This window comes from Nitrosospira multiformis (genome assembly GCF_900111585.1).
GTDB classification, from domain to species: Bacteria; Pseudomonadota; Gammaproteobacteria; order Burkholderiales; family Nitrosomonadaceae; genus Nitrosospira; species Nitrosospira multiformis_B.
In genome coordinates this window covers 20087-35833 of the sequence record NZ_FOHI01000005.1, presented here as the reverse complement: position 1 = coordinate 35833, position 15747 = coordinate 20087, and the positions used below count along the sequence as shown (strand labels likewise).

Genomic DNA, 15747 nt, shown 5'->3' with positions numbered 1-15747 from the left:
CGTCCGCCGGCACTTATTGCTCTTCCGCCCTGTACTCTTCAATGTCCGCTTCAATGACATTTTCAGAAAAATTCCGGTACGCATTTCCGATACGTTGAGCCATAGGGTCGGGAAAAAGGTGAAAATCCCCTGATCGCAGCGCAGCGATTATACCTTCTGCAACGACAGAGGGAGGCGCGGCGGTACCTGCCAATCCGGCAGTGCTGCTCATGTCGGTTGCGATCAGACCAGGATGTACACTCAGTACCGCCGTACCCTGCCGTGCCAGCATCTCGCGCAATGCCTGGGTAATGGAGTAGGCAGCGGCCTTGGATGCCGAATGCGTCGCAAAATTTGAAGCGCACTTCAAGGATGCAACTGAATTGAGCTGGACGAATGCGCCTCCTCCGTTTTTTGCGAGAATGGGGGCGAAGGTTTGAGCCATGCGAATGAGTCCGTACACATTGATCTTCATTGCCGTCTCAAGCGCGTCTATTGCACCGGCATCCAGCGGGGTGGAGGTCTTGAAAACCGCCGCATTGTTGACCACCACCTGAACATCCGGGGCTCTGTCAGTCAATGCTGCAATGCTTTCCGGCATGGTCAAATCCAGATGAACCGAAATCACTCTATCGCCAAAGCGCTCTACCAGCGGATTGACGGAATCGGGGTTGCGCACCGCTGCATAGACTTTCATCGCACCGTGATGCAGCAGCGCATCGACAATCGCCTTGCCTATTCCACGATTTGCTCCTGTCACAAGAGCGGTCTTTCCACTGATCTCGTATGCCATTTTCATTTTGCGGCTCCTCGTTCAATACAGTCGCTCAAAGCGAACAGCACGGCGGTCGGAATCACGTTCAGAACTCCAAGGTACAATCCGGGACCACTCCTCGTCCCGATCCGGCTTCCGATTGGAGCTTAATTCCCTCATCAAATTATATTCCCCTTGGGAAGTGACTGAACATGTCATTGTGGATTTACTTGCACCGGTAAAACCGTGTCTCCGGATCAGACTGGGCAGGCATGTCAACAAAATATCCAGGGTCGATGAGACCGGCGAGATCACGTCATGTTGGTTGCATAAATACAGGCCGACGCAGAATGCGGAATATCCTATAATAGGAAATCAGGTAGAAGGATATCGTTGCCACATATCGTGACGCGATAAGTTGACAGACGCGGGCAGCAACGCGACTGTGCGCCTCATTGGATGAGTTCATTTACTGCGAGCCTCGTTACATGTCAACCCCAACGGTGGTGCTGTTGCACGGCTTTCTCGGCTTCTCGCGGTGGGGGCCCATAGAACAATTTCGCGGCGTGGAAAAGGCATTAGTCCGCAAAAATATCAAGCCCCTTATACCGGAAGTCCCTGGCGCTGGAACCATAGCGGAACGTGCGGAAACACTCGCAAATAAACTTTTCCGCGGACGCGCGCCAGTTTTTGCCCTGGTCGCCCATAGTATGGGTGGGCTCGATGCCCGATATCTCATCAGCCACCTCGATCCGGACCGGCGCGTAAAAAGCCTGCTTACTGTTTCCACTCCGCATCGCGGTTCGCCCCTGGCACAATGGTTCCTCGAAGCCAAAGGACCTGTTCCTGCCTGGATTCGACATATTGGCACTCCGGCGCTCGCCGAACTGACTCCCGTCGCGTGCGAAACGATGCAGATCCCGGATAGGCCGGATGCAGCCTATTCCTCCTATGCAAGCTGCCGCCCTTTGGAGGAACTCCCTTTCTGGCTTCGGCCCTATGGCAAGGTAATGCGGGAAGACAACGACGGCATGGTTCCCGTGGCCTCTGCCGGATGGGGAAAATTTCGGGGAACACTGCGCGCCGACCATATCGAGCTTCTGGGCTGGAGTCTGGCCTTGCCAGACAGGCAATCCGCGCGGCCTTTCAATCATCGCCAATTCTGGATCGAGGCTGCGCATCAAGCAATCGCTGCGGCAGAAGGTAAGGAAAGTTGAAAAGACGTGTATGGATCCGAACGAGAGCAAAAAATGGGACATGCACTGGTACGATTGGCTGGTATTTGCGGTACCAACGATCTTCATCGCGAGCTTGGGACTGGAATCCGCGTTTGGGACAACGCCGGGGCCAGGTGCAGCTGCGTACCGCGATTTCCGCGCAGTCGCGCACTGGTTTGACCCGATCTTCTTCCAGTACAACCTTATCATGACCCTGGTGGCGGTTCTGGTTGTGCCATCGCTCGCCCTGAGCTACATGATGAAGATGGCGAACCGCAAGGAACGCCGTTTGTACCGCGACGTTCCACCTGAGCGGCGCAGCGAAATCCGTCAGCGGATGGGACGCCGGGCTTCCTTTGGCACTTACAGGGGAAGCGTCTGGCTGACTACGGTCGTCGTGCTGCTTGGTAGCTCCATTCTACTGCTGTTCAAGCCCGTTTCCTCGTCCGCGGAACTTGGCGTGGATTTTGGTCTCGGGGCGAACATGTTGATGATGGGCCCCTTCATGGAACTATATGAAACGGATAACAGTTCCTATTATTCCCACCTCGTCCGCAACCTGACGGCTTTCCAGTTCGGATTCCTTGGCGCTTACGTCTATTTCATCGGCTCTGTCGTCCGTGCCTACTTCACGATGGACCTGACTTCCAATACGTTTGTCGATGGCGCTATCCGCATGATCGTCGCAAGCCTGCTGGCGCTGGTGCTCTCCTTTGCGTTCGATCTGCTCCTGCCACACGAACTCGATGTGAATGCATCCTCAACTGCTGCGCCCTCAACCGCTGTACCCTCCGACGTGAATGCCACGACACCCGCGCCACCCACACCCCCAAGGCCTTCTACCGGTGAGGAACCCGGAGAAACCGCATCTCCTGAAAGATCAGGCAATGACGAAAAACTGCTTTCGAAACAGGAAGTCCCGTTCCCTGCCAGATTGAGCCTCCTGCCTCTTGTTGCTTTCTTTCTCGGTTTCTATCCGAAACGGACTGCACTCGGAATTGAGCGGATCGTCATTAAACTGACCAGAGGAATCATCCCCGCCATGAGCTACCGCGCGCTGCCGCTTTCCATGCTGGCAGGAATGAGCTACTCGCACGAATTGAGACTGGAACGGGAAGGATTCGATAATATCGAAAACCTCAGCAATGCTGACCCTGTGGATCTCGCGATACGCACCTGCTTCAGCTATAGCCAGTTGAAGCAATGGATCGATCAGGCCTGGCTGGCTTCTCATCTGCGTGAAGATTATCCCGGTTTCGCGCAGCGAACAGGCATCACGAACAGTGAGGAGCTTCACTGTTTCTTCTCCACCTGCGCCGCCTCACATAGCGACGGGGTGGAACAATTGCTGAGTGCCTTGTCGGCAGACACGGCAACCGTCGCTTCGTGGAAATTGAGGCTCAATACTCTCCGGATACTGCTGAATACAAACTCTTCCCAGCAGGAAAGCTGTCATGATCCTGCCAAGCGAGCCTGTCCCGGTGCATATTCGGACGTCAAAACCGGGAATGCCTAGACCACGAACAGATCGATAAACTCGTGAACCGGCATCGCTTCCAGCCTGCTTTGATCATGACAGGCATTCATAATTGCCTCGCACTGGTGGACCGGGAAGCGACGCGCAAGATTGATTCTGAACTTTTCTTCCAGCAGTGGAATGCCTTCGCTTCGGCGCAGCCTGTGGCCGATGGGATACTCCACCACCACTTCCTCCAGTTTACTGTCGTCCTTGAATTCCAGGGTAAGACCGTTTGCGATGGAGCGTTTTTCGGGATCGTAATAATCCTTCGTGAACTGCGGGTCCTCGACGCAAATTATCTTGTTCCGCAACTCATCGATGCGCGGATCGACGGCCACGGCGTCCTCATAATCGGCAGAGGTAAGCCTGCCGAAAATAAGCGGCACCGCAACGATATACTGCATGCAATGGTCCCGGTCGGCTGGACTGCTGAGCGGCCCCTTCTTGTCGATGATACGAATCGCGGCTTCGTGGGTACGGATCGTTATTTTCCGGATATCTGCAATCCGGTCCTTCACCCGCGCGTGTAGTTGCATCGCACACTCCGCCGCCGTCTGGGAGTGGAATTCGGCGGGGAACGAAATCTTGAGCAGCACATTTTCCACCACATAGGAATGCCATCGCTCGGGGGGCCTCTGGAATTTGAAAGGTTCTCCCTTGAACAGCACGTCGTAGAATCCCCAGGTTTTCGCGGTAAGTGCTGAAGGGTAGCCTGTCTCCCCCTTGAGTGTGATCAGCGCGAGCCATACTGCGCGGCTGGTAGCATCCCCCGCGGCCCAGGATTTGCGCGACCCGGTGTTGGGCGCATGACGATACGTGCGCAGCGCCTGTCCATCCACCCATGCCTGAGAAAGCGCATCGATGATCTGGTCGCGGCTGCCGCCCAACAGATGCGTGATGACAGCTGTTGATGCGACTTTAACCAGCACCACATGATCTAGCCCCACCTTGTTGAAGCTGTTTTCCAAAGCGAGGCAACCCTGAATCTCGTATGCTTTTATCATCGCGGTCAACACATCGCGCATGAGCGGCCGCCGCCTCCCGCTCGTGGCACTGCGCGCAAGCCAGTCGGCTACAGCCAATATGGCGCCAAGATTATCGGATGGATGACCCCATTCCGCAGCCAGCCATGTATCGTTGAAATCGAGCCAACGAATCATCGTGCCGATATTGAAGGCCGCTTCCACCGGACCGAGCTGAAACCGCGTACCCGGAATCCTCGCGCCGCCCTCAGACTGGGCAGTGCCGGACACGAGCGGGCCAAGCAGCTTGGTGCAGGCCGGATATGTAAGCGCTTCCATGGCGCACCCCAGAGAGTCCATCAAGCAGTGACGCGCGGTAACGTAAGCCAGATCGCTTTGAATATCCCGTTCCACCACGTAATCTGCAATGTCGACCAGAACCTGGTCAGGTTGGGGGCGGACATTGGAGGACGCGAATGACATGGGTGCATATTATAGAGCCTGCACCCCAACAAGGGAGAGTCCGTGCGGCGAAAGAAGAAGCTGTTCTTCCTTCTTGACACCGTCTTTCCAGCAAAAGCGCCCTTCTGTCCGGAATAAATTAGCAGTCAAGACCAAAACTGAAGGGCTCCCAGCATCGGTTGATCAAGATGCCGTCATGCCCGCGAAAGCGGGAAACCCTCTCTATTTCGATTGAACGCGAAGCACGCCGTTACTACCCGCATCATGGGCTCGAAGCTCTACTGTTCTTGCTTCGAAAGAAGGAGACCCAAGCTTGTCAGGGGATTATTCAAGTATGACAACCAAAGCGCCGGTGATGCGTTATATCCGTATTAACATCGATCCAGCCAGAATTTTTTTTGCTCACGGGACGGTCCAAATCATACATGGAAAGGGAGGAGTAATTTCAATGGCTGGAATCGTAAAGTGGAGACTGGCATGAAAAAAATGGGATTCATGTACGCTTTCCTCATCTTACTCGCACCGGCGGCATGGGCAGGCGGGGGAGGTCACCACGGAGGTCACCATCACGGGGGCCACCACGGTGGCCATTGGCACGGCCCCGGATTGGCTTTCGGATTGGGAGTATTGGGCGGTTACGGCCTGGGTTACTACGGCAGAGGACCTTACTATTCGCCTTATTACCGCTACGGGCCGGCGTATGGTTACGCGCCCTACGGTTACCCTGCTTACGGGTTTTCCCCCTGGTATGGCTACACCCCCGGGTATGCGTATCCCCCTGTGGCGCCAGTGGTTGTAGCGCCCGCACAGCCCCCTGTTTACATCCAGCAGCCACCGGTGATCCAATCCCAACCCCAGCCGCCGGCGACCAGTTACTGGCATTATTGCCGCAATCCCGAAGGCTATTATCCCTATGTCAAAAATTGTCCTGAAGGCTGGCTGCAGGTAGCGCCCCAACCTGGTCAATGAACGGAACCGTCATGATCCAATTCATATTCAAGAAATCCCTGGTTTCAGATAAGGTCCGCTGGGCGAAGTTATCCCGGAAGTTGTCCCTCCCGTTGCTCGTGCTCGCTTCGCTCACTGCCTGTGTCAGTATGCCAACGGGTCCCAGCATGATGGCGCTGCCGGGCACGGGAAGAAGCTTCGACGAGTTCCGCTACGACGACTACCTCTGCCGGCAGTTTGCTTCTGATCAGGTTGGAGGAAATACGCCGAGCCGCGCTTCGATATCCAGCGGAGTGGGAAGCGCCGCCGTAGGGGCTGGAGTTGGGGCTGCAGCCGGTGCTGCCTTGGGAGGTGGACGCGGCGCAGCGATTGGAGCCGGTACCGGCGCGTTGGCAGGAAGCCTGGCTGGCATCGGTACTGCAGGAGCCTCGGGTTCGATTTCCCAGGAGCGTTATGACGCCGCCTATGTGCAGTGCATGTACGCCAAGGGACACCAAGTGCCGGTATACGGCCAGGTCACGAACAGCTATCCAGGAGGTCGTTACACCTCCCCTTCTTATCCGCCTTCTTCCTCTTCCTATCCACCTCCGCCGCCCGCGCCGCAGGGAACAGTGAACATCCCTCCGCCACCGCCCGGCATTCCTCCACCGCCACCGCCAGGCAAGATACTGAGGGGCGTTCAACCTCCCGGGCGCTAATATGGCAGAAAGCCGGAAAATCCGAGGACTGGTCGATATTCAGAGGCGCCTATTAATAGAACAGGACACCAATGATTTCAGCATAGTTATCGTGCAAATCGCGGTGCACGTCATTGCAACTGCCGGATCAACCCGCGTAATTCGACGAAATCATCGAACCAAACCGGCCGCACACTAAACTCGAGATACTTTGCGGACTCGGCTGCGATCTCGCTCCTGCCCGGCTCTCTTCCTTTCCGGTCTCGCGGCCATTTCAGCAGGGCATAGTGATGGCCCCGAGTATTCCGCGCGGCTTGTCACCCTTCATGGTCCAGGCTGCGTGCGGTATTTTCTGCTCGACGAGCGCTTCCGACATCAGCGCATCGATATTGTAGGTGATAATTGAATCCCATCCGGGAAACAAACCGGGACCGGGCACAGGTACCTCTTGCGCCTGTGCCCGTTCGGCGATAGCCCGGTGGACTTCACTTGGCTCCTTCGCACGCGCGCAGATGATTTGTTGCAAAGATCGTAGCAGACCTGCGCTCCGATGCCTTTTTATCCTGTCATTATATGAATCATCAATGGCAAACCATTACTCTTCAGTAAAATTCAGCAAGAACCAGCGTTAATGGTTTGATTTCAGCAATATATCAACCCTGGGTTCACACAAGCTAAAAATATGCCGCGACAACCATCCCAAAATCACAAGCTACTGTCGGACGAGGACAATCTGGAATCTGCTACCGTGCTGGAAGTGGTAAAGGTGTTAGGATGAAATTACGCAACAACTTGAAACCCGGGCAGCGAAAAGACCCGCGTGAGCCTAATATTTCTGCTCGCGCGCTTCAATCGGCACAAACTCCCGCTCTTCCGGCCCGATATAATTCGCCGAAGGGCGGATAATCTTTCCGTCTATCCGCTGCTCGATGATGTGGGCAGCCCAGCCGCTGGTGCGGGCAATCGCAAACAGCGGGGTGAACATGACCATGGGGATCCCCATCATGTGATAACCCACGGCAGAGTACCAGTCCAAGTTGGGGAACATTTTCTTGATGCTCCACATCACCGTTTCCAACCGCTCGGCCACGCTGAACATCTGCATGTCTCCTGCCTCGGCCGACAGTTTCCTTGCCACTTCGCGAATTACCCGATTGCGCGGGTCGCCAGCGGTATATACGGGATGGCCGAAACCAGTGATGATCTCCTTGTTCGCCACTCGGTCGCGGATGTCTGTCTCGGCCTCATCCGGGCTGCGATAGCGTGTCTGGATGTCAAATGCAACCTCATTGGCGCCTCCGTGTTTGCGGCCGCGCAACGCACCGATAGCACCGGTTATGGCAGAGTAGAAATCCGATTCCGTCCCTGCAATCACCCGGGCGGTAAAAGTGGATGCATTGAACTCATGCTCGGCATACAGGATCAGGGAGGCATGCATTGCCTTTACCCAGGACTGGGGGGGTGGTTTGCCGTGCAGGAGGTGCAAAAAATGGCCGCCAATGGAATCGTCATCTGATTCCAGTCCGATGCGGCGGTCGTGATGCGAATAGTGGTACCAGTACAGCAGCATGGAGCCCATGGAGGCCAGCAGTCGGTCTGCGATATCCCGCGCACCCTCTACTGTGTGTATCTCTGCTTCCGGCAGCACCGTACCCAGTGCGGAAACCCCGGTACGCAACACATCCATGGGATGAGCGCTTGCAGGTATTGCCTCCAGCAGGGTTTTTACCTTGGCCGGCAGATCGCGCAGCTTTTCCAGTTTCTCCTTGTAGGCGGCGAGCTCGGCCACCGTCGGCAACTTTTCGTACACCAGCAGGTAAGCAATTTCTTCAAATTCGCTGCTTTCCGCGATATCCAGAATGTCATAGCCGCGATAATGCAGGTCGTTCCCTGTCCGCCCGACGCTGCAAATGGCCGTATTGCCAGCCAGCACCCCGGATAACACAACAGACTTCTTCGCCTTCGGCGCAATTCTCACAGCGCTTCCATCAGGTTTATTCATTTTCAGGTTTATTCATTTTCAGGTTCTTCCGGTTTTTCGGGCTTGAACAGAAGATTCAGTTTCTCATCATAGGCATGGTAGTCGAGAAATTCATACAACTCGGCACGGGTCTGCATGCTCGGGAGCGCGCTTTTTTGCGAGCCTTCCGCGCGTATTGTTCGATATACATTCAACGCAGCGGCACTCATGGCTCGAAATGCGGAAAGTGGATAAAGCACCAGGGAAACATCTGCCCCGGCCAACTCCTCGACTGTGTAGAGGGGAGTTGCGCCGAATTCCGTGATGTTGGCCAGAATGGGCACCTTGACCGCTGCCGCAAACCGCCGGTAGGTTTGCAGGTCAGTCACGGCCTCGGGGAAGATCATGTCTGCACCCGCCTCCACATAAGTACAGGCCCGATCAATGGCGGCTTGCAGTCCCTCCACCGCGAGTGCATCCGTACGCGCCATGATGACGAAAGCGGGATCGATTCTTGCATCCACCGCAGCGCCGATCCGTTCCACCATTTCCATTTCACTGACCACAGCCTTGCCGGGAAGGTGACCGCAACGCTTGATCTGCACCTGATCTTCGATATGGAGCGCAGCGGCCCCGGCTTTTATCAATGACTTCACAGTACGGCCGATATTGAGAACACCGCCAAAACCGGTATCCGCGTCCACCAACAACGGCAGGTCCGTGATATCGGTAATGCGCCGTACATCGACCAGCACATCATCAAGGGTGGAAATGGCAAGATCGGGTACTCCGAGGGATGCCGCAGCCACTCCCCCACCCGAGAGATACAGTGCCCTGAAGCCGGCACGCTCCGCCATGCGAGCGGCATATGCATTGATGCAGCCCGCGATCTGCAGGGGCTTTTCCGCGTCAAGCGCTGCGCGAAAACGGGAACCGGCAGAGGCAGGCATGAAAGGAGAAACGAAGACGGGAGTGCGGCTTATCCAAGCAGATGCTTTATCGACTCTCGCTCTCCCATTAATTCCCGGTAGCTCGCCTGCATCTTCATCCTGCTGAACTCGCTTATTTCCAGGTCGGGCACGATCTTGTATTCGCCGCTCTGGCAAGTCACCGGATAACCATAGATAACCCCTTCCGGGATGCCGTAGCTTCCATCCGAAGGAATACCCATGGACACCCAGTCATCTTCGGGAGTGCCGGAAACCCAGTCGCGCATGTGGCATATTGCGGCGTTTGCTGCGCTGGCCGCACTCGAAGAACCGCGCGCCTCGATCACCTCCATGCCGCGCTTCTGTATTACAGGAATGAAACCGGTTTCTATCCATGCCGTGTCATTGACGAGGTCGGCGGCATTATAGCCGTTCACCTCGGCATGGCTCAAATCGGGATATTGGGCTGAGGAGTGATTGCCCCATACGATCATCTTTCTCACACTGGAAACCGGGTGGCCAACCTTGGCGGCAAGCTGGAACACGGCGCGGTTGTGGTCCAGCCGCATCATCGACGAGAAGTTGCTCGGCTTCAGGCTCGGCGCATTTTTCATCGTGATATAGGCATTGGTATTGGCAGGATTCCCCACCACTAGGACTTTCACATCGCGCCCGGCAACCTCGTCGAGCGCCTTCCCCTGCGCACGGAATATCGTACCGTTTGCTTCCAGCAGATCCTTGCGTTCCATACCCTTGACGCGCGGGCGGGCACCAACCAGCATAGCGATATTTATGTCGCGAAAAGCCGTTTTGGGGTCGTCGGTAATTGTGATGCCTGTCAGTAATGGAAAGGCACAGTCGTCCAGTTCCATGACAACACCTTTCAAGGAAGGCAACGATTGAGGAATATCCAGCAATTGCAGAATGACAGGCTGATCCTCGCCAAGCATGTCGCCCGCCGCGATACGAAACAAGAGACTGTAAGCTATCTGGCCGGCGGCGCCGGTTATGGCGACACGAATGGGAGTCTTCATTTTTTCTTATGCTCCTGTAGATATACTACCGAGTAGTAATTTTCCATTGCGTCCTTCAGGCTGTAACGAGCCGGACCAGACAGAGGAGCGGAAAAATGAATCGCACCTCTCAGATGGATAAGTTTGGCGGACAATACTTCGGGAACTGCCCCCTACAATCTGCTCCAGGTGCATTGAGCACATTGAACAGGAGCAAAGAAACCGGGACTATAAAAACATTCCCTATAGGTTGTCAATTTCAGTTTGTCAATTTCGGTTCAGCATTCGAAGTATCTTCCGCCGCCCCGGAAAGCGGAAAGCGCAGTATGCTCCTTGATGGTCGCGTGGTTGTATCCCCTGCAATAACGGTCTAAACTTAATCGCAGCCTCAACTTGATCACCTTCCAGTAACAATAACAACGGCGACAACAGCGGGATCGAAATTGCCAAAAAAGCGTCCCAAATATCTTGATCTGCTGAAAATCCGGCAGCCCCTGCCCGCAGTGATATCGATCCTGCACCGCATCAGCGGAGCGCTGCTGTTCTTTCCCGGTATTCCTCTCGTCCTTTGCGGTCTCGATATGGCGCTGGGGTCCCCGGAAGGCTACGCCCAGTTTCACTCCTTCCTGAACAATCCAGTGGCAAAGTTCGGACTGATACTGGCGCTGTGGTTCTTCGTGCATCATTTCTGCGCAGGAATCCGTTATCTTGCGCTGGATCTGCATTACGGGGTAAAACTTGAACAGGCGCGGCTAAGCAGCAAAGTGGTTGTGGGAGCGGGGATCGTTCTCACCCTGTTGACCAGCGCTGTGATATGGTAAAGATATGGTAAAGCGTCCAGTGCGGGCGGTAACCGGCGCGCATTATGGTCTTCGCGACTGGCTGGCGCAACGCGTCACCGCCACGGTAATGGCCATCTATACCCTGATGCTGGCAGGAGTGCTGCTGGTTTCCCCCCCGCAGGACTACGCGTCCTTCAAGACGCTGTTCGATAACCAGTGGATACGGGTAGCATCCTTCCTGTTTCTTCTGAGCCTGTTCTGGCATGCATGGATCGGAATGCGCAACATACTGATGGATTACGTTCATGCTGCTGGTATTCGCCTTATTCTGGAAATACTGGTCATACTGTCACTGCTGTCTTATGCCATCTGGTCTGTGGAAATTCTCTGGATAGGTGAAGGATAGCGTGACAGTAGCACGGCGAAAATTCGATGCGGTCATCGTTGGCGCAGGCGGCGGCGGGATGCGCGCAGCGCTGCAATTGTCGGAAGCGGGACTCAAAGTGGCCGTACTGTCCAAGGTTTTCCCCACCCGCTCCCATACGGTTGCCGCCCAAGGGGGCATCGCCGCAGCGCTCGGAAACGTCACCGAAGACAACTGGCACTGGCACATGTACGACACGGTAAAAGGTTCCGATTATCTCGGCGACCAGGACGCGATCGAATTCATGTGCCGCCAGGCAAGCGAAGTGGTATATGAACTCGAACATTACGGCATGCCCTTCGACCGACTGGAAAACGGAAAAATTTACCAGCGTCCTTTCGGCGGGCAATCGCAGAATTTCGGCGGCGCACAGGCAACGCGTTCATGCGCCGTTGCTGACCGCACTGGCCATGCCATGCTGCACACGCTCTATCAGCGCAATGTTCGGGCAAATACCCAGTTTTTTGTCGAATGGATGGGGCTCGATCTTATTCGTGATGAGCATGGTGATGTGTTGGGCGTCTCAGCGCTCGACATCGAAACCGGCGAGGTCATGATCCTGCAGGCAAGAGCGACACTGTTTGCAACCGGCGGGGGAGCACGGATATTCAGTGCCAGCACCAATGCTTTCATCAACACTGGCGACGGTCTGGCGATGGCGGCGCGCGCGGGCGTGCCGTTACAGGACATGGAATTCTGGCAGTTTCACCCGACGGGAGTATATGGCGTAGGAATCCTTATCAGCGAGGCAGTGCGCGGGGAAGGCGGCTACCTGCTCAATAAGGACGGAGAGCGTTTCATGGAGCGCTATGCCCCGCATGCGAAAGACCTTGCCAGCCGCGATGTCGTCTCGCGCGCGATGACGACGGAAATCAAGGAAGGGCGCGGATGCGGCAGGGACGCTGATCATCTGCTGCTAAAGCTGGATCATCTGGGGGCGGACGTCATCAAGGCGCGGTTGCCCGGCATACGCGAAATTGCCATAAAGTTTGCTCACGCAGACCCGGTCCGTGAGCCCATTCCGGTAGTCCCCACCGCGCATTACATGATGGGAGGAATTCCGACGAATTTTCATGGTCAGGTAGTAGCACCCTACAAAACAGGCCCCGAGGAAGTCGTGCAGGGATTCTATGCCGTGGGTGAGTGCGCGTGCGTATCCGTGCATGGCGCCAATCGCCTGGGAACCAATTCGCTGCTCGATATACTGGTATTCGGTCGCGCTGCGGGCAACCAGATCATTGAAGACTTGAAAAGGAATACCCATCATAAACATTTACCCGGAGACGCGGCGGACAAGGCGCTCGCACGACTGGCGCGGCTGGATTCCCAGAAGGACGGCGAGAACGTGGCGCAGGTAGGGGATATGCTGCGCAAGACCATGCAGGCGCATTGCGGCGTATTCCGTTTTGCAGATTTGCTCAAGCAAGGGGTCGATAAAATCTCGGAAGTGGCGGAGCGCGTCAAAAATACCGAGATCAGGGATAAAAGCCGGGTGTTCAATACTGCGCGGGTAGAAGCGCTGGAGCTCGATAATCTGGTCGAAGTCGCCGTAGCGACGATGGTTTCGGCTCAAGCCCGCAAGGAAAGCCGGGGTGCACATGCGAGGGATGACTTTCCCCATCGTGATGACGACAAGTGGCTCAAACACACATTGTATTTCAGCGAAGACCGGCGACTCGATTACAAGCCGGTACGGCTGAAGCCCTTGACGGTCGAATCTTTTCCTCCGAAGGCACGAATTTATTAGAAACACGAACCTGTTGGAAGCACATATTGCTTCGGGCTAAACCGGAATGAAATCATGAAATTCTCGATCTACCGCTTCGATCCGGACAAGGACGAAAAGCCTTATATGCAGGACTACGAAATCACGCTGGAACCGGCGGACAGGATGCTGCTGGATGCGTTGATACGGATAAAAACCGTGGACGACAGTCTAAGTCTGCGACGTTCCTGCCGGGAAGGCGTATGCGGTTCGGATGCGATGAACATCAACGGCCGGAACGGGTTGGCGTGCATCACGCCGGTGAAAGGCCTGAGAGAACCAGTGGAATTGCGCCCGCTGCCGGGGTTGCCGGTGATACGCGACCTGATCGTCGATATGACCCAGTTCTTCAAACAGTATCACTCGATCAAACCCTACCTCATCAATGAGGACCCGCCACCGGAAACCGAAAGGCTCCAGTCTCCCGAGGAAAGGGCGGAACTGGATGGACTGTACGAATGCATTCTGTGTGCGTGCTGTTCTACCGCATGCCCCTCTTTCTGGTGGAATCCCGATAAATATGTGGGACCGGCGGGCCTGCTGCAAGCGTACCGCTTTCTGGCAGACAGCCGTGACCAGGCAACCGCCGAGCGGCTGGATTATCTCGAAGACCCGTACCGCCTTTTCCGCTGCCACTCCATCATGAATTGCACGGATGTATGTCCGAAAGGCTTGAACCCGATGGAAGCGATCAGCCGGATCAAGACCATGATGACCAAAAGAACCATCTGAACGAAGGAATGAAGGAACGCGAGCGCGCACGCTGGCGGTGCCGGCGCGGATTGCTGGAACTGGATGTCGTGCTGCAACGCTTTATGGACAAGCACTATGCCGCGCTCGACGAAGCGGGCATCCGGCAGTTTGAAATGCTGCTGGATTTCCCGGATACCGACTTGTGGCATATGATAGTGCAGAAGGACGAAGACGAAGGAAAGGCAGGTCTGCAACCGGTATTACGCCTGCTGCAATCAGTTTAGCAAGGAATCTCCTGGGTAAATCAAGATAACGGAAAACAGTGGGAAACGACATGGAACATAAACGTAACGCAATCCTTGATTTGGGTAACGGTGAGCCGCCACTTGAATTTCCGATCCTGGTAGGCACCATGGGGCCTGAGGTTGTTGACATCCGCACGCTTTATAAGAGGGGCGGCGTATTCACCTACGATCCAGGCTTCATGTCCACAGCCAGCAGCAGTTCCAGCATAACTTTTATCGATGGCGACAAGGGAATTCTGCTCTATCGCGGCTACCCCATCGAGCAGTTGGCGAAGCAGTGCGATTTCATGGAAGTATGCTACCTGCTGATGAATGGAGAGCTGCCGAATATCGCCCAGAAGGCGTCGTTCGACAAAACCATCAAAGACCACACGATGGTACACGAACAATTGGCGCGCTTTTATACCGGTTTCAGGCGGGACGCGCATCCCATGGCGGTCATGGTAGGGGTGGTGGGCGCATTGTCCGCCTTTTATCACGACGCAATGGACATTTCCGACGCCGCTCATCGTGAACTCTCGGCCGTCCGCCTAGTCGCGAAGCTGCCGACCATTACTGCCATGGCTTACAAGTACAATATCGGCCAGCCGTTCATGTATCCCCGCAACAACCTCAATTATGCGGAAGACTTCCTGCACATGATGTTTGCCACTCCCGCGGAGGAGTATCGATCGAATCCGGTACTTGCACGCGCGCTCGACCGTATCCTGATCCTGCATGCCGACCATGAGCAGAATGCATCCACCTCCACCGTACGCCTCGCCGGTTCGACCGGTGCCAACCCGTTTGCGTGTATTTCCGCCGGGATTGCCTGCCTGTGGGGACCGGCGCATGGTGGGGCGAACGAAGCCTGTCTGAACATGCTGGAAGAGATCGGCGATGAGTCGCGCATTGGCGAATACATTGCCCGCGCCAAAGACCCGGACGATCCTTTCAGGCTGATGGGATTCGGCCATCGGGTATACAGGAATTTCGATCCGCGCGCGACGCTGATGCGCGAAACCTGCCACGAAGTCCTGAATGAACTGGGTTTGCGCGACGACCGTTTATTCAAGCTTGCGCTCAAGCTGGAGAAAATCGCGCTCGAAGATGAATATTTCATCTCCAAAAAACTTTATCCCAACGTCGATTTTTACTCCGGCATCGTACAGAGGGCGCTGGGTATTCCCGTTTCCATGTTCACCGCGATATTCACCATGGCTCGCACTGTCGGCTGGGTCGCCCAGTGGAGCGAAATGATCGCAGATCCGGAATACAAGATTGGTCGTCCACGTCAGCTTTATACCGGTGCAGCCACCCGCGATGTCATTCCCATCGCATCCCGGTTGTAAGCGGACCGTCAAACGACGAGGTTTCAG

Annotated in this window: 16 protein-coding genes; 10 read left to right on the top strand and 6 right to left on the bottom strand. The window is 55.5% G+C overall.

The features are described from left to right. Nucleotides 1–13: 13 nt before the first annotated feature. A complete protein-coding gene (locus BMW46_RS08955) occupies nt 14–778 on the bottom strand; it encodes an SDR family oxidoreductase (RefSeq protein ID WP_218141779.1) in 765 nt (254 codons plus the stop codon). Between the two features lie 443 nt (nt 779–1221). Between BMW46_RS08955 and BMW46_RS08950 the strand changes: the two genes are divergently transcribed. Both BMW46_RS08950 and BMW46_RS08945 read left to right on the top strand, forming a co-directional pair. Further along, complete coding sequence (locus tag BMW46_RS08950) at nt 1222–1950, top strand: esterase/lipase family protein (protein WP_074707496.1); 729 nt, start codon at nt 1222–1224, stop codon at nt 1948–1950. 40 nt (nt 1951–1990) lie between these two features. Beyond that, on the top strand, nt 1991–3466 hold the full coding sequence (locus BMW46_RS08945; RefSeq protein ID WP_256377018.1) for a hypothetical protein: 1476 nt from the start codon (nt 1991–1993) through the stop codon (nt 3464–3466). On the opposite strand, the gene BMW46_RS08940 is transcribed toward BMW46_RS08945, so the two are convergent. Then, nucleotides 3463–4914: a bifunctional 2-methylcitrate dehydratase/aconitate hydratase gene (locus BMW46_RS08940; protein ID WP_074707491.1), complete on the bottom strand. Its 1452-nt coding sequence runs from the start codon at nt 4912–4914 to the stop codon at nt 3463–3465. The genes BMW46_RS08945 and BMW46_RS08940 overlap by 4 nt on opposite strands. A 456-nt stretch (nt 4915–5370) precedes the next feature. Here BMW46_RS08940 and BMW46_RS08935 point away from each other — a divergent pair, with 456 nt between their 5' ends. Next, a complete protein-coding gene (locus BMW46_RS08935; protein WP_074707488.1) occupies nt 5371–5862 on the top strand; it encodes a hypothetical protein in 492 nt (163 codons plus the stop codon). An 11-nt stretch (nt 5863–5873) separates the two neighbouring features. Continuing rightward, nucleotides 5874–6539 (top strand): glycine zipper family protein, encoded by a 666-nt coding sequence (locus BMW46_RS08930; RefSeq protein ID WP_074707952.1) that lies wholly within the window; start codon nt 5874–5876, stop codon nt 6537–6539. 253 nt (nt 6540–6792) lie between these two features. Here BMW46_RS08930 and BMW46_RS08925 read toward each other — a convergent pair whose 3' ends face one another. The 4 genes from BMW46_RS08925 to BMW46_RS08910 form a co-directional block, all read right to left on the bottom strand. Further along, complete coding sequence (locus BMW46_RS08925) at nt 6793–7044, bottom strand: hypothetical protein (protein WP_074707485.1); 252 nt, start codon at nt 7042–7044, stop codon at nt 6793–6795. A 300-nt stretch (nt 7045–7344) separates the two neighbouring features. Further along, on the bottom strand, nt 7345–8520 hold the full coding sequence (prpC, locus tag BMW46_RS08920) for a bifunctional 2-methylcitrate synthase/citrate synthase (protein WP_074707483.1): 1176 nt from the start codon (nt 8518–8520) through the stop codon (nt 7345–7347). Between the two features lie 8 nt (nt 8521–8528). Next, a complete protein-coding gene (prpB, locus tag BMW46_RS08915; protein WP_074707480.1) occupies nt 8529–9428 on the bottom strand; it encodes a methylisocitrate lyase in 900 nt (299 codons plus the stop codon). Nucleotides 9429–9457: 29 nt separating this feature from the next. After that, nucleotides 9458–10441, bottom strand: coding sequence for a malate dehydrogenase (locus BMW46_RS08910; protein WP_074707478.1), 984 nt, complete (start codon nt 10439–10441; stop codon nt 9458–9460). A gap of 422 nt (nt 10442–10863) precedes the next feature. Here BMW46_RS08910 and sdhC point away from each other — a divergent pair, with 422 nt between their 5' ends. From sdhC to gltA, 6 genes are read left to right on the top strand one after another with little or no spacing between them, the layout of a single operon-like run. Continuing rightward, nucleotides 10864–11241 carry a succinate dehydrogenase, cytochrome b556 subunit gene (gene sdhC, locus BMW46_RS08905; protein ID WP_074707475.1) on the top strand — a complete coding sequence of 126 codons (378 nt, stop codon included), beginning with the start codon at nt 10864–10866 and terminating at the stop codon, nt 11239–11241. A 4-nt stretch (nt 11242–11245) separates the two neighbouring features. Further along, complete coding sequence (gene sdhD, locus BMW46_RS08900; RefSeq protein ID WP_074707472.1) at nt 11246–11608, top strand: succinate dehydrogenase, hydrophobic membrane anchor protein; 363 nt, start codon at nt 11246–11248, stop codon at nt 11606–11608. 1 nt (nt 11609) lies between these two features. Further along, entirely contained in the window at nt 11610–13373 is a 1764-nt protein-coding gene (gene sdhA / locus BMW46_RS08895) for a succinate dehydrogenase flavoprotein subunit (RefSeq protein WP_074707470.1), read from the top strand. A gap of 54 nt (nt 13374–13427) precedes the next feature. Further along, nucleotides 13428–14123: a succinate dehydrogenase iron-sulfur subunit gene (locus tag BMW46_RS08890; protein ID WP_074707467.1), complete on the top strand. Its 696-nt coding sequence runs from the start codon at nt 13428–13430 to the stop codon at nt 14121–14123. 8 nt (nt 14124–14131) lie between these two features. Then, nucleotides 14132–14368 carry a succinate dehydrogenase assembly factor 2 gene (locus tag BMW46_RS08885; protein ID WP_074707464.1) on the top strand — a complete coding sequence of 79 codons (237 nt, stop codon included), beginning with the start codon at nt 14132–14134 and terminating at the stop codon, nt 14366–14368. 50 nt (nt 14369–14418) lie between these two features. Continuing rightward, complete coding sequence (gltA, locus tag BMW46_RS08880) at nt 14419–15720, top strand: citrate synthase (RefSeq protein ID WP_074707461.1); 1302 nt, start codon at nt 14419–14421, stop codon at nt 15718–15720. Nucleotides 15721–15747: the final 27 nt, after the last annotated feature.

Excerpts from the sequence above, each read along its gene's own strand:
- BMW46_RS08950 (WP_074707496.1), top strand. The coding sequence starts at position 1,222 with ATGTCAACCCCAACGGTGGTGCTGTTGCACGGCTTTCTCGGCTTCTCG.
- BMW46_RS08955 (WP_218141779.1), bottom strand. The coding sequence starts at position 778 with ATGAAAATGGCATACGAGATCAGTGGAAAGACCGCTCTTGTGACAGGA.
- BMW46_RS08940 (WP_074707491.1), bottom strand. The coding sequence starts at position 4,914 with ATGTCATTCGCGTCCTCCAATGTCCGCCCCCAACCTGACCAGGTTCTG.
- prpC (WP_074707483.1), bottom strand. The coding sequence starts at position 8,520 with ATGAATAAACCTGATGGAAGCGCTGTGAGAATTGCGCCGAAGGCGAAG.
- BMW46_RS08935 (WP_074707488.1), top strand. The coding sequence starts at position 5,371 with ATGAAAAAAATGGGATTCATGTACGCTTTCCTCATCTTACTCGCACCG.
- gltA (WP_074707461.1), top strand. The coding sequence starts at position 14,419 with ATGGAACATAAACGTAACGCAATCCTTGATTTGGGTAACGGTGAGCCG.
- prpB (WP_074707480.1), bottom strand. The coding sequence starts at position 9,428 with ATGCCTGCCTCTGCCGGTTCCCGTTTTCGCGCAGCGCTTGACGCGGAA.
- sdhD (WP_074707472.1), top strand. The coding sequence starts at position 11,246 with ATGGTAAAGCGTCCAGTGCGGGCGGTAACCGGCGCGCATTATGGTCTT.
- BMW46_RS08885 (WP_074707464.1), top strand. The coding sequence starts at position 14,132 with ATGAAGGAACGCGAGCGCGCACGCTGGCGGTGCCGGCGCGGATTGCTG.
- BMW46_RS08910 (WP_074707478.1), bottom strand. The coding sequence starts at position 10,441 with ATGAAGACTCCCATTCGTGTCGCCATAACCGGCGCCGCCGGCCAGATA.
- BMW46_RS08945 (WP_256377018.1), top strand. The coding sequence starts at position 1,991 with ATGCACTGGTACGATTGGCTGGTATTTGCGGTACCAACGATCTTCATC.
- BMW46_RS08890 (WP_074707467.1), top strand. The coding sequence starts at position 13,428 with ATGAAATTCTCGATCTACCGCTTCGATCCGGACAAGGACGAAAAGCCT.
- BMW46_RS08930 (WP_074707952.1), top strand. The coding sequence starts at position 5,874 with ATGATCCAATTCATATTCAAGAAATCCCTGGTTTCAGATAAGGTCCGC.